At 48.9% G+C, this 22,871-nt stretch carries 24 protein-coding genes; 2 read left to right on the top strand and 22 right to left on the bottom strand.

The window, feature by feature from the left end; translation table 11 throughout:
- Positions 1 to 105 precede the first annotated feature (105 nt).
- Positions 106 to 1,083, top strand: coding sequence for a polyprenyl synthetase family protein (locus tag LSE01S_RS02505; protein ID WP_061776052.1), 978 nt, complete (start codon positions 106 to 108; stop codon positions 1,081 to 1,083).
- Between the two features lie 65 nt (positions 1,084 to 1,148).
- Here LSE01S_RS02505 and cydC read toward each other — a convergent pair whose 3' ends face one another.
- The 4 genes from cydC to LSE01S_RS02485 all read right to left on the bottom strand — a co-directional run bounded on the left by cydC (position 1,149) and on the right by LSE01S_RS02485 (position 7,180).
- Entirely contained in the window at positions 1,149 to 2,888 is a 1,740-nt protein-coding gene (gene cydC / locus LSE01S_RS02500) for a thiol reductant ABC exporter subunit CydC (RefSeq protein WP_061776051.1), read from the bottom strand.
- On the bottom strand, positions 2,885 to 4,618 hold the full coding sequence (cydD, locus tag LSE01S_RS02495; protein WP_061776050.1) for a thiol reductant ABC exporter subunit CydD: 1,734 nt from the start codon (positions 4,616 to 4,618) through the stop codon (positions 2,885 to 2,887). The genes cydC and cydD overlap by 4 nt, the downstream gene beginning before the upstream one ends.
- Before the next feature lie 107 nt (positions 4,619 to 4,725).
- Positions 4,726 to 5,736: a cytochrome d ubiquinol oxidase subunit II gene (cydB, locus tag LSE01S_RS02490; RefSeq protein ID WP_061776049.1), complete on the bottom strand. Its 1,011-nt coding sequence runs from the start codon at positions 5,734 to 5,736 to the stop codon at positions 4,726 to 4,728.
- Entirely contained in the window at positions 5,729 to 7,180 is a 1,452-nt protein-coding gene (locus tag LSE01S_RS02485; protein ID WP_061776048.1) for a cytochrome ubiquinol oxidase subunit I, read from the bottom strand. The genes cydB and LSE01S_RS02485 overlap by 8 nt, the downstream gene beginning before the upstream one ends.
- Positions 7,181 to 7,464: 284 nt before the next feature.
- Between LSE01S_RS02485 and LSE01S_RS02480 the strand changes: the two genes are divergently transcribed.
- Positions 7,465 to 8,412: an NAD(P)-dependent oxidoreductase gene (locus tag LSE01S_RS02480; protein WP_061776047.1), complete on the top strand. Its 948-nt coding sequence runs from the start codon at positions 7,465 to 7,467 to the stop codon at positions 8,410 to 8,412.
- Positions 8,413 to 8,487: 75 nt separating this feature from the next.
- Here the strand turns inward: LSE01S_RS02480 and LSE01S_RS02475 are convergent, their stop codons facing one another.
- The 18 genes from LSE01S_RS02475 to infA form a co-directional block, all read right to left on the bottom strand.
- Positions 8,488 to 9,540, bottom strand: a complete 1,053-nt coding sequence (locus LSE01S_RS02475; protein ID WP_061776100.1) for an LCP family protein — start codon at positions 9,538 to 9,540, stop codon at positions 8,488 to 8,490.
- A gap of 201 nt (positions 9,541 to 9,741) precedes the next feature.
- Positions 9,742 to 11,172 carry an APC family permease gene (locus LSE01S_RS02470; RefSeq protein ID WP_061776046.1) on the bottom strand — a complete coding sequence of 477 codons (1,431 nt, stop codon included), beginning with the start codon at positions 11,170 to 11,172 and terminating at the stop codon, positions 9,742 to 9,744.
- Positions 11,173 to 11,416: 244 nt separating this feature from the next.
- On the bottom strand, positions 11,417 to 12,079 hold the full coding sequence (locus LSE01S_RS02465) for a potassium channel family protein (RefSeq protein ID WP_061776045.1): 663 nt from the start codon (positions 12,077 to 12,079) through the stop codon (positions 11,417 to 11,419).
- Positions 12,080 to 12,089: 10 nt separating this feature from the next.
- Positions 12,090 to 13,439 carry a TrkH family potassium uptake protein gene (locus LSE01S_RS02460; protein ID WP_061776044.1) on the bottom strand — a complete coding sequence of 450 codons (1,350 nt, stop codon included), beginning with the start codon at positions 13,437 to 13,439 and terminating at the stop codon, positions 12,090 to 12,092.
- Between the two features lie 275 nt (positions 13,440 to 13,714).
- Positions 13,715 to 14,503 carry a CAP domain-containing protein gene (locus tag LSE01S_RS02455; protein ID WP_061776043.1) on the bottom strand — a complete coding sequence of 263 codons (789 nt, stop codon included), beginning with the start codon at positions 14,501 to 14,503 and terminating at the stop codon, positions 13,715 to 13,717.
- Between the two features lie 56 nt (positions 14,504 to 14,559).
- On the bottom strand, positions 14,560 to 15,108 hold the full coding sequence (locus LSE01S_RS02450; protein ID WP_156470449.1) for a hypothetical protein: 549 nt from the start codon (positions 15,106 to 15,108) through the stop codon (positions 14,560 to 14,562).
- Between the two features lie 369 nt (positions 15,109 to 15,477).
- Positions 15,478 to 15,870, bottom strand: coding sequence for a 30S ribosomal protein S9 (rpsI, locus tag LSE01S_RS02445; RefSeq protein WP_011668466.1), 393 nt, complete (start codon positions 15,868 to 15,870; stop codon positions 15,478 to 15,480).
- Positions 15,871 to 15,883: 13 nt separating this feature from the next.
- Positions 15,884 to 16,327 (bottom strand): 50S ribosomal protein L13, encoded by a 444-nt coding sequence (gene rplM / locus LSE01S_RS02440; protein ID WP_061776041.1) that lies wholly within the window; start codon positions 16,325 to 16,327, stop codon positions 15,884 to 15,886.
- A 137-nt stretch (positions 16,328 to 16,464) separates the two neighbouring features.
- The gene (truA, locus tag LSE01S_RS02435) at positions 16,465 to 17,262 is read right to left on the bottom strand and encodes a tRNA pseudouridine(38-40) synthase TruA (RefSeq protein ID WP_061776040.1); all 798 of its coding nucleotides are present in this window, start codon (positions 17,260 to 17,262) and stop codon (positions 16,465 to 16,467) included.
- Between the two features lie 9 nt (positions 17,263 to 17,271).
- Positions 17,272 to 18,072 (bottom strand): energy-coupling factor transporter transmembrane component T family protein, encoded by an 801-nt coding sequence (locus tag LSE01S_RS02430; protein ID WP_061776039.1) that lies wholly within the window; start codon positions 18,070 to 18,072, stop codon positions 17,272 to 17,274.
- Positions 18,065 to 18,937 carry an energy-coupling factor ABC transporter ATP-binding protein gene (locus LSE01S_RS02425; protein ID WP_061776038.1) on the bottom strand — a complete coding sequence of 291 codons (873 nt, stop codon included), beginning with the start codon at positions 18,935 to 18,937 and terminating at the stop codon, positions 18,065 to 18,067. The genes LSE01S_RS02430 and LSE01S_RS02425 overlap by 8 nt, the downstream gene beginning before the upstream one ends.
- Positions 18,913 to 19,749: an energy-coupling factor ABC transporter ATP-binding protein gene (locus LSE01S_RS02420; protein ID WP_061776037.1), complete on the bottom strand. Its 837-nt coding sequence runs from the start codon at positions 19,747 to 19,749 to the stop codon at positions 18,913 to 18,915. Before LSE01S_RS02420 ends, LSE01S_RS02425 begins: the two co-directional genes overlap by 25 nt.
- 475 nt (positions 19,750 to 20,224) lie before the next feature.
- The gene (gene rplQ / locus LSE01S_RS02415; RefSeq protein ID WP_061776036.1) at positions 20,225 to 20,608 is read right to left on the bottom strand and encodes a 50S ribosomal protein L17; all 384 of its coding nucleotides are present in this window, start codon (positions 20,606 to 20,608) and stop codon (positions 20,225 to 20,227) included.
- 30 nt (positions 20,609 to 20,638) lie between these two features.
- A complete protein-coding gene (locus tag LSE01S_RS02410) occupies positions 20,639 to 21,589 on the bottom strand; it encodes a DNA-directed RNA polymerase subunit alpha (protein ID WP_061776035.1) in 951 nt (316 codons plus the stop codon).
- 88 nt (positions 21,590 to 21,677) lie between these two features.
- The gene (gene rpsK, locus LSE01S_RS02405) at positions 21,678 to 22,067 is read right to left on the bottom strand and encodes a 30S ribosomal protein S11 (protein WP_061776034.1); all 390 of its coding nucleotides are present in this window, start codon (positions 22,065 to 22,067) and stop codon (positions 21,678 to 21,680) included.
- A gap of 17 nt (positions 22,068 to 22,084) precedes the next feature.
- Positions 22,085 to 22,450, bottom strand: a complete 366-nt coding sequence (gene rpsM / locus LSE01S_RS02400) for a 30S ribosomal protein S13 (RefSeq protein WP_061776033.1) — start codon at positions 22,448 to 22,450, stop codon at positions 22,085 to 22,087.
- A 26-nt stretch (positions 22,451 to 22,476) separates the two neighbouring features.
- Positions 22,477 to 22,596, bottom strand: coding sequence for a 50S ribosomal protein L36 (gene rpmJ / locus LSE01S_RS02395; RefSeq protein ID WP_011668476.1), 120 nt, complete (start codon positions 22,594 to 22,596; stop codon positions 22,477 to 22,479).
- 29 nt (positions 22,597 to 22,625) lie between these two features.
- Positions 22,626 to 22,844: a translation initiation factor IF-1 gene (infA, locus tag LSE01S_RS02390; RefSeq protein WP_061776032.1), complete on the bottom strand. Its 219-nt coding sequence runs from the start codon at positions 22,842 to 22,844 to the stop codon at positions 22,626 to 22,628.
- Positions 22,845 to 22,871: the final 27 nt, after the last annotated feature.

Here is a 22,871-nt window from a genome sequence, read left to right as displayed (position 1 = left end):
TTACTTCCCCCTAATAACGAATTCTAAGTGAATCATAACCTTTATTTGACAACGTTTCCACTTGTCGGTAATATGAATTTTATCGGGGATACAGGGAGGTAGCGTATGGATCGACAGCTTTGGCAACAATTTCCAATTGTGGCACCCCAATTGACCGCCTTACAAAGTTACTTGTTGGACGCGATCCAGTTGGATAACCCACCAATCCATCATAAAATACTCGCACTACTGGAATCCGGCGGTAAGTTTCTTCGGCCGGGTTACTTTTACCTGTTTGCCAGTCTAGGAACGGGGGCCACGCCTGACCAACTTCAGGCTGGGGCCGCGGCACTAGAAATTCTGCACGTAGGAACGCTGATTCATGACGACGTGATTGACGAATCGCCAACTCGTCGGGGCGTCCGTACCATTCAAATGAAGTACGGCCAACGCAACGCCATCTACGCCGGCGACTTTATGTTCACGGTCTACTTTAATCAAGTTCTCAAATCAACCCGCGATCTCACACTGATCCAAATTCATATCGACGCCATGCACCGGATTCTACAAGGCGAACTGGCCCAAATGGCTCTCAACTACCAAGAGAAGACGACCCTGGCCGAATACCTCCACGAGGTTGCCGGTAAAACGGCCGAACTCTTTTCACTCAGCTGCTTTCAGGGGGCCGCCCTCGCTAAAACCAGTCCGGCTATTCAAGCATTGGCGCGCCAAATTGGTGAAGCCATCGGTATTGCCTATCAAATCTTAGATGATATTCTGGATTATGCCGGTAACCCCGCCAAGACCCGCAAGCCGGTCTTAGAAGACCTGCGCTCTGGCGTTTACTCGCTACCACTAATCCTGGCCATTCCGGACGCCCCCCAGGACTTCCATCGACTATTGAAGAAGAAACAAGATCTTTCGGCGACGGACATTGCCACCATTCAAGAGATGGTCATTTCCCATCATGGGGTTGCGGCCAGTCGCCAACTAGCCCAGGAAAAAACTGCCGAGGCCCTCAGCCTCATCGACGAGTTACCGGCCGGCGACACACAAACTGCCCTGCGACAACTCACGACACACCTTCTGCACCGCGACCACTAAAACAACTCACGATAAACCGCCAACCCGAAACAAATCGGGTTGGCGGTTTTTTAATAACTATTCAATTATTTTTGGCCACGATCCAAGTTATAGAGTGCTTGGAACCGAGGATTGTTCCGATAGAGTTCCGCCGGGGTCCCCTGCATATCGAACCGGCCATCCTCGATAAACCGAACCTGATCAACATGATCGATTCCGGCCAGATGGTGGGTAACCCAGATAATGGTCTTATCCTTAAGCACCCGGAAGACCGTATCCAGTAGATCGCGCTCCGTAATGGGATCGAGACTTACCGTTGGTTCATCTAGAATAATCACCGGGGCATCCTGTAACAGAATGCGTGCCAACGATAGGCGCTGGCGTTCGCCACCAGAGAAGCGACTACCGGCCTCATGCACCTGTGTCTCCAAGCCCGCCGGTAAGCGTTCGATCAAGTCATCCAACGCGACCGCCTTCAAGGCGGCCCGAACTTGGTCATCCGTGGCGTTCAAATTTCCCAACCGTACATTATTCATCACCGTCGTATCGAAGAGGTACGGCTGTTGGTCCAGCACACCAAAGAGTTGGGGCCGTTGTTCCTGAAGGTGGTCAATGCCCACCCCATTCAACGTGACGGTCCCCTTCTGAGGGGTGGCATCGCCTAAGATCAATTTCAACAAGGTACTCTTCCCCGTTCCACTGGGCCCCAACAAGGCTAACTTCTCGCCTGGATGCAGCGTCAGGGATAGGTCAGCGATCACCTGTCGATCGGACCCAGGGTAAGTAAACGCCACATGGTCCACGGTCAAGTCCGTTAGCGTCCCAATCGTTTTTTGCTCGACATGCTTAACCGGCTGATCATCTAGATGATTAACCCTTCGGATCGACTCTCGATAAACGGGCCACTCACTGACTCCCTGGCTCATGTCCGCAAAGGGTTCAATCGTTGGAAAGAGGGCTAGGCCGAACGCCGCAACCCAGTTAGCTTGCGCTTGACTGTGTGTAAAGGTCAGGCCCGCCCACCAAACAATCAAGATGATGGCGGCACCAAAGACTAATTCGATGGCCAGGTTACGCCACCATTGAAAATGGTGGTCCGCTCGCCGCAGATCCGCAATTTGGTCAATGGGTTGGTCCTGTTGAGCTAGAAAATCCTGGCGTCGACCGGAAATTAACCAGTCACCCAGTCCCAAAACGGCATCGGTCAATTGCGTATAGAAGGTCCGCTGTACCTGCCGGGCTTGAAATTCACGGCGACCATTGGCGCTAACCGAAATCAATGGCATCACAACCACGATCACCCCAAGGAGCAAGAGCATCAACAGACCAAACGCCCAGTTAAAGTAACCAATGCCTAAAACCACGAACAGATACAACAGCCACCCGATAACCAGCGGGAAAACGGTCCGCAAATAAAGATTCTCGATATGATCAATATCCTCGGCCAGAATGCTCAACACATCCCCCGTTTGGTGGTTCTGCCGAATCGCCACGGCTTGTCGTTCAACCGATTGGTAAAGCCGCTTCCGAAAATCCGAAACAATCCGTAAGACCCAGTTGTGACTCGTTAGTCGTTCCGCATACCGAAAGGCCGGCCGACCGATCCCAAAGGCCCGGGCCAAAACAATTGGGACGTAAATCATCAAGATATTATAAGGATGCGTGGCCGCTCGACTAATCAGGTAACCGGAATTAAACATCAGTGCCGCACCACAGAAGAAGGTCATGAACCCTAGGAATAAGACCAACACCAGCAAGCGCCGATACCGTCGAAGGTAAGGCATCACCCAGTGATCGTTTTTAAACGTGGCTAAGAAGCTCTTCAAGGTTTGACACCTCCTCCCATTTCGGCCCGCAACCGAACGTAGGCGCCATTTTGTTGGGCCAATTCCGTTGGGGTTCCCTGCTCGACGATCCGTCCGTGGTCCATGACCAGGATGTAGTCCATCTCATTCATCCAGTGCAACCGGTGCGTGGCGAAAAAGACCAGGTGATTGTCGAAGACCGGCATCATCGCCTGCTTCAATTCGATTTCCGTTTCAATATCCAAATGTGCCGTCGGCTCGTCAAACAACAACACGCGCCGTCGATCATCGAGGAACGCCCGGGCCAGGGCAATCCGTTGTGCTTGACCGCCACTGACGCCACGGGCCCCCTCTCCGATAGCAGTATCCAAACCAGCCGGTAAGGTGGCGATCCAATCGCTTAACCCCGCCCGCTTGGCCGCAGTCTCGATCGCTGCTAGACCGGCTTGCGGGTGGTAGAACGCCAAGTTGTCACGGAGTGATGCGTGAAATAAGTACGGGGCCTGGGGAATATAGACAAAGCTCTGGCGCCAGCTGGTCTGGTCCAGATGTGGCACCTGGGTGCCACGAACCTGAATGGTCCCCGCTTGGGGGCTTAGGAAACCACCAAGCGTATTAATCAGGGTCGACTTGCCCGAACCCGAGGCGCCAATAATTCCAACCTTCTCAAAGCCCTTAACTTTAAAACTTAAGTCCGTTAACGTTGTCTCCGCATCCCCATAGGCCACGGAGACCCGATCGAAGCACAACTCGTCCCCTGCCGTCCAGACTGGGGCCTTTTCCGGCAATAGGTTACGATCCTTAGGCACCGGTTGTTGCAAAATGTCCAGGACCGCCGTCAATGCATTTTTCCCATTCAAGGTGGCATGGTAGTCATTAGCAAAGTTGCGAATGGGGGCAAAGTAGTCTGGCGCTAGCGTCAAGATAATCAGTGCGGGTAATAACTGCAAGGTATTGTCCATCAACCCGAATCCTAAAAAAACGGCGATGATGGCAATGGACAACGTGGTAAAGAAGTCCAAAGCAAACGTTGAGGTCATGGCAATGGTTAACGTCGCCATGGTCTTCTTGCGATAATCCTCGCTGACGTGATAAACGTTATCCGCATATCGCTCGTTAAGACCCAGTTGTTTCAAGGTCGGCAGGCCCCGCAACGTATCGACGAAGTGATTCGATAGGCGTTGGTACCCGGCGTATTGCCGATCGGCCTTGGCTTGCGCAGCGAGGCCGAGAATCACCATAAACAGAATGATTAATGGATAGATGGCCAGTAGAAAAACGGCCGCCTGCCACCGAATAGTTGCGATGTAAATCAAGACCAGCCACGGGGTCAGACTGAGGTCCAGGACCTTACCGATAATCATCATCAGGTAGGTCTGAATCTTATCAATACCTTCCAAGCCCATTGTCACCACGTTCCCCGTCCCATTTTGGGCAACGACCTGGGGGCCTAAATCGAATAGTTTCCCCATGAATTGTTTTCGCAGCGTTTTGGTGGTTTGCTCCACAAATGGATAGAGGGTCCGACTCTTCATAATGGTTAGTAGATGTCGCGCCAAAAAAGTGACGGCAAATACCGCCAAGGGCTGCACAATCGTCCCAATGGCCTGTTGATGCCAAAGGTGGACAATTGCTGCCGATAAGTATACGGCCTGTAAAATAATCATCACTGCTTGAATCAGGGTCAACACCGCCGCAATGGCTGCCGCCGGTTTGACTCCTGGAAACTTAAACACTCGTTGATCGATCAAAAAAAGCGCCCCCCTCGAACCGTGATAACTCTTAATGCCATGATACTGCATTTCTAGGCATATATCGAGTATCGACAGCCGAGGACTGACGCTTTTATAACGCGGGTTTAGGCCTCTTGTTTCGGCGATGACAACCGCTTATAAAAGACCCAGTAACTCCAGATGAAGTAGATTAACACAATTGGTAAAATACTAAAGGTTAAAATGGTCATCAAGTGCAGTGTATATGGTGAGTTAGACGAATTCTTAATTAATAGTGAATTAGCTGGATTGTTGGCGATCATGACCCGTGGAAACAGCCCATTGAAGATGAGCACAACCACGCTAATCAACGATAACCCGCTACCAACGAACGACAACCATTCGTGGTTCTTCAACACACCCCAGTAAGCCAGTACCGTGAAGATGACCAACGCCACAACGATGCCAGTCGTGCTCATCGGCTTCTTGTCAAAGAAATCGGTGGAGAAGAATAGTAGAACGGCGAATAAGACTTCACCGGCAAACAGGACGGGATACAAGACCTTATTCCAAGTCAATGCTCGATCACGTAACTCCCCATCCGTCTTCAGACGAACGAAGTTCAACCCATGGACGAGGCAGAGTACCGTCACCGCAATCCCACCAACCAACGAGAATAGGTTGACATAATCAAAGAAGTGCGCGGTCATATCCCCATTCTTATCGATAGGCATTCCGGCAATCATGGAGGTAAACAGCATTCCAAACAGGAAGGCTGCTCCTAGACTGGCAATCGTTGCCGCCCATTCCCAAAATGTCCGCCACCGAGCGGTTTCCATGTTAGCTCGGAATTCGAACGAGACTCCCCGGAAGATCAGTGCCGCCAAGATGAGGAACAGGACCAGGTAGTAGCCGGAGAACAAGGTGGCGTACCACATTGGGAACGAGGCAAACATCGCCCCGCCGGCGGTAATCAGCCAAACTTCATTACCGTCCCAGTGAGGTCCGATCGTCCGGATCACCACGTCACGTTCGGCGTCTGTCTTGGCAAAGCTCTTAATGAGCATGCCGACCCCAAAGTCGAAACCGTCCAGGAAGAAGAACCCACTGAACAAGACGCCAATCAGAATAAACCAAATGAATTGTAAATTAGTCATGGTTGAACGCCCCCTTTGAATATGGATCGAGGTCGGTATCACTGGATGCATAGCCATCCGTATTATCCGAGTCTGGCCCGGCCTTCAAGGTCCGGTGACAGAGAACAATCATAATGAAGCCCATCGTCGCAAACATCAAGAAATAAACGATGTTGGTGGTGAGCAAGGAAGCCACTGAGACATTCGGCGAAACCGCGTCGGCAATCGTCAATAACCCGTACACAATCCATGGGTAACGACCGAATTCAGTGACAAACCAACCGGCGGTGTTCACCACGAATGGCAACCAGAGGCACAGGCCCAAGATATAAAGAAACCATCGTTGCCGCATGATCGCTTGCGAACGCTTACGATTCATAATCAACCCCACCACAGCTAACAGGGCAAATAAGGCGCCGGCACCAGCCATGATTCGGAAGCTCCAGAATAAAGTGTTGGTTGGCACATAGTAATTCATGTCCTTGCCAAACTTCTTATCATACTTAGCATGCATTTCTTGGTTAATGGGATTCATCCCTTTGACGGTCCCAGACATCTTGTGATAACTCAATAAATTCAAGACGTATGGCACATCAACGGACCAAGTGGTTTTGTGATTCTTAGTATCAAAACCAGAAACAACCGCCCATTCCCCTTTGTTGGTGGAATCTTTATACAAGCCTTCCATTGCGGCAAACTTCATGGGTTGATTGTTAATTAAGTAACGAGTTTGCAAATCCCCACTGGCAATGGAACCCAGCGAGAAGATGAGGCCAATGACCAAGGCCACGTTCAAGGACTTCCGGTAAAAGGTCACGTGATCTCGTTTCAATAATCGCCAGGCCGAACAGCCGGCGATAACGAACGCAGCGGTCACGAATGCCCCGAAAATCACGTGAGGAAATTCATTCCAAAGTTGCGGGTTACCCACAACCTTGGCAAAACTGACCATTTGAACGTGTCCCGTCTTAGCGTTAATAATGTAACCCAGCGGATTTTGCATAAAACTATTAGCCGCCAGAATCCATAAAGCAGAAAGTGAAGAGCCGAACATAACGAGCCAAATAAATAGCGTGTGGACCCACTTATTGAAGCGGTCCCAGGTAAACATCCACATCCCGATAAACGTTGATTCCAGGAAGAACGCTGCCAGTGCTTCGATGGCTAATGGTGCCCCGAAGATATCCCCCATGAAACGAGAATATTCCGACCAGTTCATCCCAAATTGGAATTCTTGGATAATCCCGGTAACCACCCCAACGGCAAAGCTATACAGAAACATTTTACCCCAAAATTGGGCCATCCGTTTGTAATCCTTATCGCCCTTAATGGCATACATGGTTTCCATCACAGCAACCACAAACGCCAATCCAATTGAGAATGGCACAAAGAAGAAATGGAAGACCGTGGTCATCCCAAATTGAAATCGTGCGAGGCCAAGGATATCCAGACCAAGATTTATCATTATTCTAACCTCCCCGAACGTCACTAGTGTAAATAAATAATTGCTAACTTGTCTTCATTATATCGACTGATAAGTCAATATTCAATGATTGGGTGTCAAAATTGTAAACTTCCTGAATAAACTTGCGCCCCACCACGATGATTTGACGTTTCGTTTGGTAACACATTTTAAAATATGTGCAGTTCGTTTGGCAGGGATTTCCGGCTACCACGGAATTTGACGGCCATTTCAGCGAATGACGTGATAAAATGAAGGTGACAGAAATGTCGAAGGAGGTCTTTCACATGACAGAACGGATACTTGCATTTCAACCTTTAACCTCAGACCAAGCTCAGGAACTCACGACCCTTGGTGCTGAAGTTATTCCAGCTGACGACTGGGAAACGGCCACCGGGATCACCGTGATTTTTGGTTGGCACCGGGAACATGGCCCGAAAGTCTTACAGAATCCTGCTAATACAATTCATTGGATTCAAACCGCAAGTGCGGGGGTTGACTACCTTCCTCTCGATTGGATTAAGGCACACCAGATTCGGGTGACCAATGCCAGTGGCGCTTACTCGGGCGCCATCGCCGAATCGACCATCGGTTATCTCCTTTACTTCCTTCGCGGTTTCAACGAATCCGTGAAGAATCAAGCTGGCCACTTCTGGCAACGACCGGCGCGTAGTGATCTGGGCCTACTCAGCAACCAAAAGATTGTCATCTATGGTACCGGTAGCATTGGTCAAGCCATTGCCAACCTGCTGAACGGTTTCGGCAACTATCCATTTGGGGTTAACCGAACCGGTCACGGCGTCACCGGCTTTCAAGGAGCCGTGGCTCTGGCCGACGACACTGGCCTTGTGAAAGATGCCGATGTTGTGATCAATGCCATGCCGGCCACCTCGGCCACCGACCACTACTTTGGCCGGGATTACTTCAAACACTTAGATGGCTTACGGGTTTTCGTTAACGTTGGTCGGGGCAAGTCGGTAGACGAGGCTGCGTTAATGGACGCTCTCCTCTATCAAAACGTCTTACACGCAGCCCTAGACGTTTTCGAAACGGAACCCCTACCAAAGACTTCGCGGTTGTGGGATTACCCTAACGTCATCATCACACCACATCAAACCGGCTTCGCTGCCGAAAATACCTTACCAATTTTCGGCTACCTCAAAGATAATTTAACTAGTTGGACGACCGACCATGAACTGACTGTCAATCTCGTTGATGTCAGTCGTGGCTACTAAGGCTATCCTTAACCAAAAAAACCAGGCCTCCTCATTCGAGAAGGCCTGGTTTTTTTGGTTAATTAAGTATCAGATCTAATAATTAGAACCCGATGCGCCGTTGCCGTTATCGGCGCCGGTCGCATTGCTCCCGGAATCATCACTGGACGCCTTATCCATCTGGGCAATGGTGCCCGTATCGGCCTTACTCAAGCCTAGACCCTTGCGGATATAATCCGTGACTCGTTGTAATTCGGTCTGCGAGGCGACTTCCATACTTTGACCATCGATGGTCGTGCCGGTCCCCTGCAAATGAGTGGTTGTGATGTGCTTCGTCGCCGCCCGGTAGTTTTGTGCCAAGGCCGTCAGGTCATTGAAGGTCAAATCGGTCTGCGTCGTCTTCGATAACGAGCTGATGAAGGATTCGTTCAACAACGTTGAGACAGAGCCGGACTTGTTCAACAAGGCCATGATGACCTTCCGTTGCCGCGTCTGCCGACCATAGTCCCCCTTAGGGTCATCGTCACGCATCCGGGAGTAGGCCAACGCCCGTTTCCCGTTCATATGCGTTTCAACGCCCTTCTTAAAGGTATAACCGCCATAGCTGAAACTCAGGGTAGGCGTCACATCAACCCCGCCAACTTCGTTGATAATCTTTTCCATCCCCCCCATATTGATGATGGCATAAAAATCAATGGGGATGTTCAACATCTTTTGAATGGTCGTAATCGCTGTCTTCGACTTCCCATAAGCGTAAGCCGCGTTAATCTTTGAGGTACCATAGTCTTCAAAGCCTGGGATATTCACCGCCGTATCCCGCGGAATACTGGTAATAGTGGTCTTCTTCGTCGAAGGATTAATCGTCACCACCATCATACTATCGGTCCGGCCGGTAAAGCTGCGGCCCAGGGCCCCCGTGTCGGTTCCCATCAAGAGAATGGACACCGGTTTCTTATTGGACAGTTGCTCGTCGACGTTCCGTAGCTTTTTCACTCCGGAAGCCTTATACGAACTCTTGACTGAATTTTTTAAACTTTGATATTTTTGCATGCCGTAGGCTGTTCCTCCGACAAGCAGTGCGAGGACTAGAAACAAAATCGTGTTCCGAATGGGATGTCGTTTCCGTCTCGGTCGTTGTCGCTTCTCCATATTTTGGTTAGCCACCCTTCAGCCGCCTGATTTGCGGCGGAGTTATTTAAATTTATCCATTGTTAATCGACTTGTCTATTATAGAGGTTGAGACTTAACGTTTTCTGTTTTTTACGCAACCTTTACCAAAAAACAAAGCGTTACTGCAAAAGACAGTAACGCCAACGTTTCAAGACCGACACATTGCTTAAATTCGATTGCTTAAGAGGGCTCACTATCGTCGATTACCGCAGCGTTACGCACCCGACTGTGACGATAGCCATAGGTAGCATACACAATCAGTCCAATCACGACCCAAATGCCAAAGGCTTCCCAAGTGAACGCTTGAAGCTGCGACATCAGGTAAACACAGGCCAAAAAGGAAATGATGGGCAGGTAAGGATAACCGGGCACCTTAAAGGCCGTATCCAGGCCACGAAAACGTTCATCATGCCGAAGAAAAACAATTCCCAGAGAAACCATGGCAAATGCCGATAATGTCCCAATATTAACCAACTCGGCAATCTTATCAATTGGGATGAAAGCCGCAAAGGCACTGGCAACAATTCCAAAGATCCAGGTGTTGATGACGGGGACCTTCGTCTTAGGATTCAATTTTTTCAAGGGTGCTGGCAACAAGCCATCCCGACTAATCGCGAATAGTAAGCGAGTTCCCCCGTATGACATGACGATGAGGACCGTGGTCATCCCCACGATGGCCCCCAGAGAAATCACTCCGGCTGCCCAGTTTTGATGAATCAGGCTTAAAGCCAAGGCGACCGGGTCGGCAACATTTAGCTTGGAGTAATGAACAATCCCCACTAAAACCGCAGATAGGCTGACGTATAACACAGCCGCCACCAACAGGGATGAAATAATTCCGATGGGCATGTTTCGCTTGGGGTTTTTAACTTCTTCACTCGCGGTCGAAACGGCATCAAACCCAATGTAGGCGTAGAACGCCACGGCAGCCCCCTTAACGATCCCCTTTGCCCCGAAAGGCAGGAACGGCTTGTAGTTGGCCGGTTTAACGTAGAAAATGGCAATCCCAATGAAAAGCAAGATAACCAGGATCTTAACGATAACCATGATGTTATTGATTCGGGCAGATTCACGAATTCCCTTGGAAAGTAGCCAAGCAACGAGCATCGTTACCACCAGGGCTACAATGTCGACACCCCCACCTTTGACACCGGCAGTCCCGGCCGCGGCCGAGAGAAATGCGGGGAGCTTAATCCCAAAACCTTGCAACAGATTTTGAAAATACGATGACCAACTGACGGCGACCGAGGATACCGCAAATAAGTATTCAGAGATTAAGGCCCAGCCCAAAAGCCAGGCAATTAGTTCGCCAAAAATAGCATAAACATAGGTATAGGCACTCCCCGCTAAGGGAATCGTTGACGAGAACTCGGAGTAGCACAGTGCCGCCATAGCACACACGACCACCGCCAATAAGTATGACAACATCACGCCAGGACCCGTATAGTTAGCCGCAATTAGCCCAGGGGTGATAAAAATCCCTGACCCAACGATGGCTCCGATACCCATGGTCGTCAGACTAAAGGCCGTTAACGTTTTTTCCAGCCCCGTCCGCTGCTTCAACTCTTGTTGAACGGGCTTTTTAATTAGAAGTTGTCGCGGTTGACGCATAACAACTCCTCCTTCCACAAATAATGAGAATATGATGAAAACAACTTATTATAGTTTAATGTTCACTTGTGAAGATGTCAATATAAATCTTGGCCGGACAATCATCTCAGTGCGATCGCCTGCGCTTGCCTTGTGATTTTGGCCGTGTTATCTGCCACTTATCTCTCATTAATTAATCCCTGATCGCAAAACAGACACGCCGGACTAAGCCAGTGTGTCTGCTACTTTTCATACTTATAACGAGCTAAGCCTTCAGCGTTTCATCCAAGGCGGCAACGCCCTTAACCGGACCGACCACCGTTAAGATATCATGTTGTTGGATAATCACGGTTGGCTCGGGAGAAATATTAATGTCATGCCCGTGTTGAATCGCAATCACGGTCAAATCGAACCGTTGGCGTAGCGCTAGATCAACCAGACTTTGATCGACAAAGTGGGGATCGGTAATTTCTAGTTCCGCAAGCGTATAGTCATCACTCAGGTCAATAAACTTGAGGATATGGTTGGAGAGCAGCTTCCGCACGACTCCCTTCCCCATGTCCCGTTCAGGAAAGATGACCTGATCGGCCCCTACCCGTTCAAGAACCCGGCCGTGATCACTGGTTTCAGCCTTGGCAATGACCTTTTTGGCGCCCAGTTCCTTCGTTAACATAGTAGTCAGAATACTGGCTTCCATATTATTACCGATCCCGATAATCACGTAGTCAAAGGTATCAATGTTGAGGCCCTTCAGCACATTTTCATCCCGCGTGTCCGCGATTAAGGTTTGCGTGGCGATCTCCATCATTTCGTTGACGGGCTCCTCTCTGACATCAACCGCCAACACATCCTGCTTCATTTTAGCCAGAGTCTGCACGACACTCTGGCCGAACCGCCCTAACCCTAGTACTGCAAAACTTTTCTTCATGTCTACACTCCTAGCCGATTAAAATATTCTCTTCTGGATAACGAATCTGGTTCACCTTTGCCTGTCGCTTTGATAATGAGTAGAGCGAGGTGAAGATGCCGACCCGACCAATAAACATTAAGAGCATAATGACGAGCTTACCAATCACCGTTAAATGCGGGGTTAGCCCGAGACTAAGTCCCACCGTGCCAAATGCCGACAAGACCTCAAAGACAATATACTCCAGACCAAACTCACGCGGGATGCTTTCCGTTTGCGTCAGAATCAACGTCGCCGCTGCAATGACCACGCTGGCTAGGAATACCAGCATGAGTGCCCGATTGATATTTGCCTGACTGAACCGCCGATGACTGAACTCGACGTCCTTCTTACCCCGCAACTGGGCAATACTCTGGAGCATTAAAACGCCAAACGTCGTGGTTTTAATTCCCCCGGCCGTTGAACCAGGCGTCCCCCCAACAAACATCAGAATCATAAGAATAAACAGGGTCCCGGCATGTAAGCTAGTCGTTGGAAAGGTCATGAGTCCCGCTGTTCGAGGCGTCACGCTTAGGAACAACGTGTTGATGGTCCGTTCTAACCAGGAACTATCCTGGAAAATAGCCAGATTGTGTTCGGTAACGAAGAGCACGAGGAAGCCGACAACGAAAAGTGAACCAGTCGTTACCAACGTTAACCGGGAGTTCAAGCTTAACCGTTTCCGGTTGTGATAGAGTAGCAGATCGCGCCAGACCAGGAAACCGAGCCCCCCGGCAACAATCAAAACCATCGTCACAATCAACAAATAGCTGTCCCGACGAAACCCCATCAAGCTGTTACCGAAGACGTCAAAACCGGCGTTACAAAAAGACATGACCGCATGATAGAGCGAGACATACAGCCCATGTTGCCAACCGAACCGGGGGACAAAGTCCAAGGCGAGTAAAACGGCACCACCAAATTGGAAAATAGCGGATAGTCGAATCACGTACTTCATCACACTTTTCGTGTCACTCAGGTTTTCAAGGTTCAATGACTCCTTAACCATCAGTTGTGTCGACAGATCAAGATTGCGCCGCATGATGTTAAAGAGCAACACCGCAAAGGTCATGTAGCCCAACGCACCGACCTCTGCCAGACCCAGGATGACGACCTGGCCAAAGATGGTCCAATGCGCGGCCGTATTAACCACGGTTAGGCCTGTGATACAGGTTGCCGAAGTGGCCGTAAAGATCACGTTAATAAACGACGTGTGCATCCCCGTTGCCGTGGCAATCGGCAGGCTTAGTAAGATTGTCCCAATCGTGATCAGCAGCAGGAAGCCCGCCACCATTTTCTTTGAGAGCGTGTCAAAAAGCTTTAATTGTCCTAGTCTTTTCATCGTATTCCCGTCCTTATGTCTCATCATATCTTCAGCTTAAAACAACCCCTCGGGGAACACAACCGAAATCCAGTCGCTGAGTCAACAATCAACCATTCCCGTTCTCATCCACCCTGAGGCCCCGACCCGCTCGATTAAAAAAGGCCCTCACGATAATGTGAGGACCCTAGCAGAAGATCCACTTCAAAGCTGACCAATCCTGGCAAGAAGGACGAGAGCGACTCATTGGCATGTCGTCTCGCTAATCACTCGCCGGCAGCGAACTCTTCAACAAACTAGTCGTTGGAAAGAAGAACAAACATGTAAATTGCTTCACCATGTTGTGTCCCGCCTAAACCAATCCGCGTGTGCTTCTTGCTCATTAAGTATGGAATGGCCCCAATATCTCGGTTAATATCAGACCGACGCATCCAGGAATTATCGGACCCTTCCCCCCATTGTGAGCCGTTTTTATAATGGACAATCGGGTTCGACTTGGGTGCAATGTAATCATCGATGATCCAGCCAGCATGCGGAGTCCCCTCGACGTTTACCTTGAACTTTTTACCATCCTTAAGCATTCGGTCACTGTTACGTTGAGCAATTTTGTCCAACTTGGCTGTCTCCTTCAGTGCCGGCAAGCCTTGGTCTGCCCGATCCTGATTAATGCTGGCAACGGCACTCTTCCGGTAAGCGGCCACACTATATTTGCCATAGCCCCATCGATTCCAGACGTAGGTTGAATGAACATAACCTTTGACCTTACCATTCTTGGACCTCAGGTAATTCAAGGTTGCTTTCTTACCATTGGCCTGGCGAACCGTGACCTTCTTGGTGGCATAAAACTTGGTGTACAGATACTTAGTCATATGGTGATTCTTATGGGTCAATTTGGTGTTTGAATACATCCATCCACCCCGAACATGAACCTTATGTTTCGACTTATAATTAGTCGTCTTAAGGACCTTAGCCGACTTGCTCTTGGCAGCCGCACTAGTCGTACTCCCGGAAACAAATGCTGTCACGGTCAATGCAGAAACACTCAAGGCCATGAGCAAAGATAGCATCAGTTTATTGACTTTCATCTTAATCCCTCCAGTTGATTGATACGACTCATTGATTACCTAACCGCTTCATAAGGTTAGTTAAATCCACCATAGGGGGCAAACGCCATAAAGATCTGGGTAACCCAGAACAAGGAAACGGCGGCCCAGACAAAGAAAAAGTAAATCGCCACCAGATGGCCCAAAGTCACACGTACGCTACGCTCGCTAATACCACGAGTGATGGCTTCAATCGCCATCACCAGGCCGATTGCGAACCCCAAATAAACACTAATCGTACCTAATTGATCCGCCCGGTGTTTGGTCAACTGGTCCATCATTCCCCAGCAAATAATCAAAACGTAAATGGTCCACGCCGAGTACAGCCAGGACGTCCAGAAGATGAGCCTCCGAGCGCGATCTCGAATATTAAACATCTGGTGCCGATTAATAAAATGAACCGCCAACGGGTTGTAGACCATGGCGGGAAAGAACAGGGCAATACCAAACACCACTAAGAGTGGTAACCCCATCCCGTCACCGAAATCAGCCGTATTGCCGGCTGGCCCATTTACCATCCGCGCACCACAATTTTGGCAGTGATCCAGTCCTGGTACCAATGTTGCCCCACAATTTGAACATGTCATAAACCTCACGTACTCCATTCCCTATGCCGATTTATAGGTAACCTCACGTCCCCTTACATTGACGAAATGTCTCCCATAATAATGTGACCTCACAACTTAAAACACCTTAATCACCCGCACGACGCTTTCTGACGTCAACTCTTGTTGATACTAAATATGTATACGGTTGATACTTTACTTAAATAATATTATCAGAAACTAATCGATTCATCAATATTATATGTGACCATTAACAGAAAGACGTTCACTTGACCGTCCTAATGTCAGGCAACCGATCTGTGACAGCATCCGGCCATAGCCATGCTCCAGACAAACAAAAAAGCCCCCACCATAACGGTGAGAGCTCGCCCAAAATGTAATATCGAAATATTAACGCTTTGAGAATTGTGAAGCCTTACGTGCCTTCTTCAGACCTGGCTTCTTACGTTCCTTCATCCGAGCGTCACGGGTCAACAGACCTGCACGCTTAAGCGGACCACGGAAGTCTGGGTCTACTTCGAGCAATGCCCGAGCAATCCCATGACGAGTTGCACCGGCTTGACCGGAGAAACCGCCACCACGCACAGTAACTAATGCATCATAGTTACCAAGAGTTTCCGTAACGTTGAATGGTTGTAAAACAACTTCACGAATACTTGCGAATGGAATGTAATCTTCAATTGCCTTGTTGTTCATAACGATCTTACCTGAGCCTGGTACTAAACGTACCCGTGCAGAGGAGTTTTTACGACGGCCAGTGCCGCGATATTGAACTTGTGCCAATTTGGTTTCCTCCTTAGATTAGGTTAGTAATGTCTAATACTTCTGGCTTTTGTGCTTCGTGCTTGTGGTCTTCACCAGCGTACACGTGAAGCTTCAATGCCATTTGGTGACCTAAGGAGTTCTTAGGGAGCATACCTTGTACAGAAGTTTCGATCAACTTTTCTGGGTTTTGATCCCGGAAGTTACCAGCAGTCCGTGACTTCAAGCCACCGGCGAAACCGGTATGGTGGTAGTAAATCTTGTTAGTTGCCTTACGGCCAGTTAAAGCGACCTTTTCAGCGTTGATGACGATTACGTTGTCACCAGTGTCCACGTTAGGGGTGAACGTTGGCTTGTTCTTACCACGTAATACAGAAGCAACGACCGAAGCAAGCCGACCTAAACTAACGTCAGTTGCGTCGACGATGTACCATTTGCGGTCAACATCGTTTGGTTTTGCAATATAAGTTGTACGCACGTTAAATTCCTCCATAAATCTGTGTTTGTCTGACACCAAGTAAACTTTCCGGGGCTTATCGTGGGGCAAACAATACCAACAACCATAATACAAAGTTTTACCCATAAAGTCAATGATTGTTTGTCCCCAGAACCAAATTACCGCTGCCGTTGGGGCAATTTCGTCGGGTGTTCCGGATCCTCACCTTGGTAATAGACATGTTTCAAATACAAGCCCGCGGCCGGTACAGTCCGCCGCGCCTGCTTACGGTCCTTGACCTCATATAACCGTAGAATATCATGAACGGGACGCGTTCCAGACCCAATTTCGACTAACACACCAACCATAATCCGTACCTGATTGTACATGAAGCCATTCCCGTAAAACTCAAATACCAATTCGTTATTGGCCTTGTCGACCCAACAACTGGCCTCATAGATCGTCCGCACAAACGTCCGAGTCTGCGCGCCAGAAGCCACGAAGCTGGTAAAGTCATGTTCACCGACTAAATCGGCACAAGCCTGATTAATCTTGTCTAGATCCACGGGAAACTTCCACTGCCCCGTATAATGCCGCTTAAAGGGGTTGCGGAACTCCCCCATATCCATCCGGTAAAGATAACGTTTACCAGAAACATCATACCGAGCATGAAAGGTTGCTGGAACCTCCTCAACCTTCAACACCTCCATATCCATGGATAACATGCTGTTTAAGCCCTTACGCATGTTATCTGCGGGAATATTAAAGGGAAAGTCGAAGTGAACGACCTGGGCCAAGGCATGGACACCTGCGTCGGTTCGTCCAGAACCGTAAATCTTAATTGCGGGCTGCGGATTCTTGGCCATCTTATTGATAACCTTGGTCAAAACACTTTCGACCGTCCGCTTATTAGGCTGCCGCTGAAATCCAGCGAAGTCTGTGCCATCATACATTAACGTAACCTTGTAACGTTGCATGGGTTCCTCCTACCAACGACGAAATACCAGAATCGCCGCAAATCCAATGGCAAAAATTAACCAGGTGATCGTATCACGACGATGCCAGGTTAAAATTCGGTACTGACTGCGATGCTCACTGTCCTGGTAACCACGAGCCTCCATCGCAATCGATAAATCTTCTGCCCGATTAAAGGCACTCATAAATAACGGAATCATCAACGGGATCAGGGAATGGGCTTGCTTAAAGAGGTTTCCCTCGCCAAAGTCCACGCCCCGAGCACGCTGGGCATTCATAATCTTGACCGCCTCATCCATCAAGGTCGGCACAAACCGTAACGCAATTGATAACATCATCGCCAGCGTGTCCACGGGGACCTTGACCCACCGTAGGGGTTTCATCAATGAAGCGAGCCCAGTCGCAATATCCAAGGGCTGGGTGGTCAGCGTCAATAACGTCGAGGTCATAATAATCAATAGGAACCGCACCGCAATGATCCCAGCCGTAATGATTCCCAGGGTCGTAATTCGCAAGAATGCCCAGTGAAAGTAGGTATGTCCGCCCACTGGACTAAAGAGCATCTGGACAATCACTGTGAAAATAATCAGCCACAGTAAGGGCCGAATGCCCTTCAAAAAGAATCCCAGATTAATCTTAGAGGCCAGAATGGCTCCCAAGGTCATCGCGACCAAAATAACATAGCTCCACAAGCTATTAGCCATAAAGACTAAAACGATGTAAAAGAAGCTTAACAAGAGCTTGGCCCGCGGGTCGAGGCGATGAACCACAGAATCAAGGGGTAAATAACGCCCGAATAGGATACTAGACATCGGTTCGTTCCCCCTTTGGCCATTGACTGGCTAACTGATCCGCCAACTCTTCGGCCGTTAAGGGCCATGCTGACCAGGTTATTCCACGGCGACTCAGATTTTGCGCAAATTGTGCGGCGATGGGTTCTGCCAGCTGATTTTCGGTTAACCACTGGGGATCGGCAAAGATCTCCCGCGTTGCCCCATACTTTACTAATCGTCCCTGCCGCATCACTGCAACCTCTTCGGCATACTGCGCAACATCTTCCATCTGATGCGTAACCAAAATGATACTCAGGCCCTGTTCGCGATGGAGCCGTTCAAAGAGACTCATCATCTCCTGACGCCCCTGTGGGTCCAAGCCGGCCGTGGGTTCATCTAGGATGAGCACCTTAGGCTGCATAGCCAACACGCCAGCAATCGCTACCCGCCGCATTTGGCCGCCCGATAATTCAAAGGGGGACCGATCAGCATATACCGTGCTTAGGCCAACATCTTCCAACATCTTATCGGCCAATACTAACGCATCGTCTTCACTCATGCCGAAGTTCTGGGGGCCAAACGCAATATCCTGTCGGACCGTCTCCGCAAATAACTGGCTTTCTGGAAATTGAAAAACCATCCCAACGTGGCGTCGTAATGGCTTCAAATCGGCATTAGTCGTCTTGGGAGTAATGGTGAAGTCATCAATCTTAATCTGACCGGCCGTGGGCTTCAACAGTGCGTTAATCTGTTGAATCAAGGTGGATTTACCACTACCCGTATGTCCAATAATGGCTAGAAAACAGTTATCAGGAGCCGAAAATGAAATGTCCGTTAACGCCGGATTAGCCATTGGTGTTCCGGCCTGATAGGTGAAATCTACGTGTTCGAAAGTGATCGCCACAACCAGTCCTCCATTTCCGTCGTCGTCTGATAATCTGCAGGGGGCACAATCCCCCTGGTCTTCAGGGCCGCTTTCAATTTTGCTACAAAAGGGATATCCAATCCTAGGGCAATCAGTTGGTCTCCCTTAGAAAAGATCTCTTGCGGTGAGGCCTCTTCAACCAACTTGCCATCGTCGATCACTAAGATGCGGTCTGCCCCGGCCGCTTCATTAATATCGTGGGTGATGGAAATCACGGTTAGGTCTTGGTCATGTCGCAACTGGCGAACCAATTTCAACATGGCGGTCCGGCCTAGTGGATCCAACATACTCGTTGCCTCATCTAAGATTAAAATGTCCGGGGTGATGGCTACGATCCCTGCCAAGGCAACTCGTTGTTTCTGCCCGCCAGAAAGCGAGCTCGGTTGTCGTTGAGCAAAATCGGCCATTCCCACTTCATCCAACGCCGCTTGCACCCGCGGGATCATCTCATCACGAGGAACCTGACGATTTTCCAAGCCAAAAGCCACATCGTCTTCAACAGTGGCACCAACGAACTGGTTATCGGGGTTTTGGAAAATCATGCCGATCTGCTCCCGTACGGTCCAGACAGTCTCCTCGGTTAATGTCGTGCCACCAACTGTAACGGTCCCTTCACTAAATGGCAATAGGCCATCCAAACACTTAGCCAGCGTCGATTTACCGCTACCATTGTGGCCGACAATCGCTAACCACTCACCTGGCTGAACGGTAAAATTAATGTCACTGAGTGCCGGCCGCTCTTGATCACTGTAACGATAAGTAAGCTGCTTAACTTCAATGATATTATCCATCCGCCGTCCACGCTCCTCTAATTTAAAAGTCACTCGTTATTATACCAAAAGTTCACCATCAGGCGTAGTGGTTGGACGACATTGCGCTGAATTGGCTGGAATTTTTCCCGCCAATTGGCGACCACAAAACTTTATGTACTAGAAAGGTAATATCAACCACTCTAAGCCGTCCTCAGTCCGTCACGAATAGTTCTGCCCAAGCTGCAAATAAAGCCCACCAGTGTCCAACACGACCACTCTAATGCGAACTGACTGGTTAGCATTAGCCCTGCCTTGTTAAACCGGATGAGCTTAATTTTATGTACAAAAAAAATCACTAACAAACCAGCGGCGCTGAGGCAAAGCCCCCATTCAAGCTAGACTCGGAAATTCCATCATCATAGCGCTCTATACCACATGGTCCTAGTGATTAATTTGAAAATTGTGAATCGCGTTTAGGGATGCGATTACTCCCTGAATTGCAAACTAAACAAGGTTAGTCGACGAATTCTAAGATAGCCATTGCGGCACCATCACCACGACGAGGCATCGTCTTCAAGATACGCGTGTAACCACCCTTACGGTCTGCGTACTTAGGTGCTAATTCGCTGAATACCTTTTGTAATGCGCTGGTAACAACAACATCGTCGCCATCTTCTTTAACATCTGCAACCACGTTACGGATGAAAGTAGCAGCTTGCCGACGAGCATGTAAGTCGCCTTGCTTACCTAAAGTAATCATTTGGTCAGCCGTTTTCCGAACTTCCTTAGCGCGTGCTTCAGTCGTTTCGATGCGGCCGTTCAAGATTAAACTAGTGGTCAAATCGCGTAATAAGGCACGACGTTGAGAACTAGTCCGTTGTAATTTACGGTAACTCATAACCAGAAACCCTCCTTTGAGTGTCTAAAATTAGTCTTCCTTCCGAAGTGATAAACCTAAGTCGGCTAACTTAGCTTTGACTTCTTCAAGGGACTTGCGACCCAAGTTACGAACCTTCATCATGTCTGCTTCGGTCTTGTTGTTCAATTCTTGAACCGTGTTGATACCAGCACGTTTCAAGCAGTTGTAAGAACGGACGGACAAGTCAAGCTCTTCGATGGTCATCTCAAGCATCTTTTCCTTGTGAGTCTCTTCCTTTTCAACCATGATTTCCGCATTCTTAGCTTCGTCGGTCAAATCGACAAACATAGCCAGATGTTCGGTCAAGATCTTAGCAGCCAATGCAATGGCTTCGCTTGGATTAATTGAACCGTTTGTCCAAACATCCAGGGTCAATTTATCGTAGTCAGCCCGCTGGCCAACCCGTGCATTCTCTACTTGGTAGTTAACCCGTTCGATTGGGGTATAAATGGAATCAACAGCCAAAACGCCGATAGGCATGTCCGTGTTACGAGCTTTATTCTCGTCAGCAGAAACATAGCCCCGACCCTTGTCCGCCGTCATCCGCATATGGAACGTTGCCCCATCGGCAACCGTAGCAATGTACAGATCTGGGTTCAGAACATCAACATCAGCACCCGTTACAATGTCACCGGCAGTGACTTGTGCAGGTCCTTTAACGTTAATCTCCATTGTTTCTTCCTGATCGTCAGAACCGTTTAACTTCAACGCAATCTTCTTAACATTTAAGATGATTTGCGTGACGTCTTCAACGACTCCTTCTACAGTTGAAAACTCATGCAGAACCCCGTCGATTTGAATGCTGGTAACAGCTGCACCAGGTAATGAAGAAAGTAAGATCCGCCGTAAAGAGTTGCCAAGCGTTGTCCCGTAACCACGTTCTAACGGTTCAACAACAATCTTACCGTAGTTGTTACTCTCATCAATTTTATGAATGTTAGGCTTTTCAAATTCAATCATTCTTATCGTTTACCCCTTTCAAACCGCGTTGAGCTTCTATAAGTCAATCCCATCATGAAGGTTGCCCTCATTAATGAAACGCTCACGACTAAACCCGACGGCGCTTTGGAGGACGAGTACCATTATGAGGAACTGGCGTAACGTCTCGAATAGCTGAGATTTCAATGCCAGCAGCCTGGATTGCCCGGATTGCAGCTTCACGTCCTGAACCAGGACCTTTGACAGCAACTTCAACAGACTTGATACCGTGTTCTTGTGATGCCTTAGCAGCAGCTTCAGCGGCCATTTGAGCAGCGAATGGCGTTGACTTCCGACTACCCTTGAAACCTAATGCACCGGCTGATGACCAGGCGATAGCGTTCCCTTGAACGTCAGTAATCATGACCAATGTGTTGTTAAACGTAGCATGGATATGTGCAACACCGGCTTCAATATTCTTCTTGACCCGGCGCTTGCGACTAGTTTTTCTAGTAGCCATAAAGTGATAAACCTCCCTTACTTCTTCTTACCGGCAATCGAAACGGCTTTACCCTTCCGAGTGCGGGCATTGTTTTTGGTGTGTTGACCGCGAACAGGCAGTCCACGACGGTGACGCATCCCACGATAAGAACCAATTTCTTGTAAGTTCTTAATGTTCAGACTAACTTCACGCCGTAAATCCCCTTCGACCTTGTACTTGTCGACTTCGGCACGAACCTTGTCTTCTTGGTCAGGCGTTAAATCACGAACCCGAACGTCTTCAGAAACTCCGGCATCAGCAATGATCTTGTGTGCCGTGTTAATACCAATTCCAAAAATGTAAGTCAAACCATAAGCGATTCGCTTATCACGTGGTAAATCCACTCCAGCAATACGTGGCATTTAATTGCACCTCCTATAAATTGAAATTACTTACCCTGGCGTTGTTTATGCTTAGGGTTAGCTGAGCAAATAACCATTACTCGGCCCTTACGCTTGATAACCTTGCAGTGTTCGCACATTGGCTTAACTGATGGTCTTACCTTCATGAGTATCCCTCCTACATCAGTCCTAACCGTTACTTAAAGCGATAAGTAATCCGGCCTTTGGACAAGTCATACGGTGACATTTCAACAGTTACTCGATCACCAGGCAGAATACGGATGTAGTGCATCCGGATCTTACCAGAAACGTGAGCGAGAATTTCATGACCGTTCTCTAATTCGACCCGAAACGTTGCGTTAGGTAATGTTTCGGTAACTTTACCTTCGACTTCGATGACATCGCTCTTCGCCACGAAAGTACCTCCTTTTAATTGCGTGTA

It is taken from the genome of Levilactobacillus senmaizukei DSM 21775 = NBRC 103853, assembly GCF_001592085.1.
In the GTDB taxonomy this organism is placed as follows: Bacteria; Bacillota; Bacilli; order Lactobacillales; family Lactobacillaceae; genus Levilactobacillus; species Levilactobacillus senmaizukei.
The sequence above is the reverse complement of the archived record's forward strand: the minus strand, read 5'-3'. Positions and strand labels throughout refer to the sequence as shown.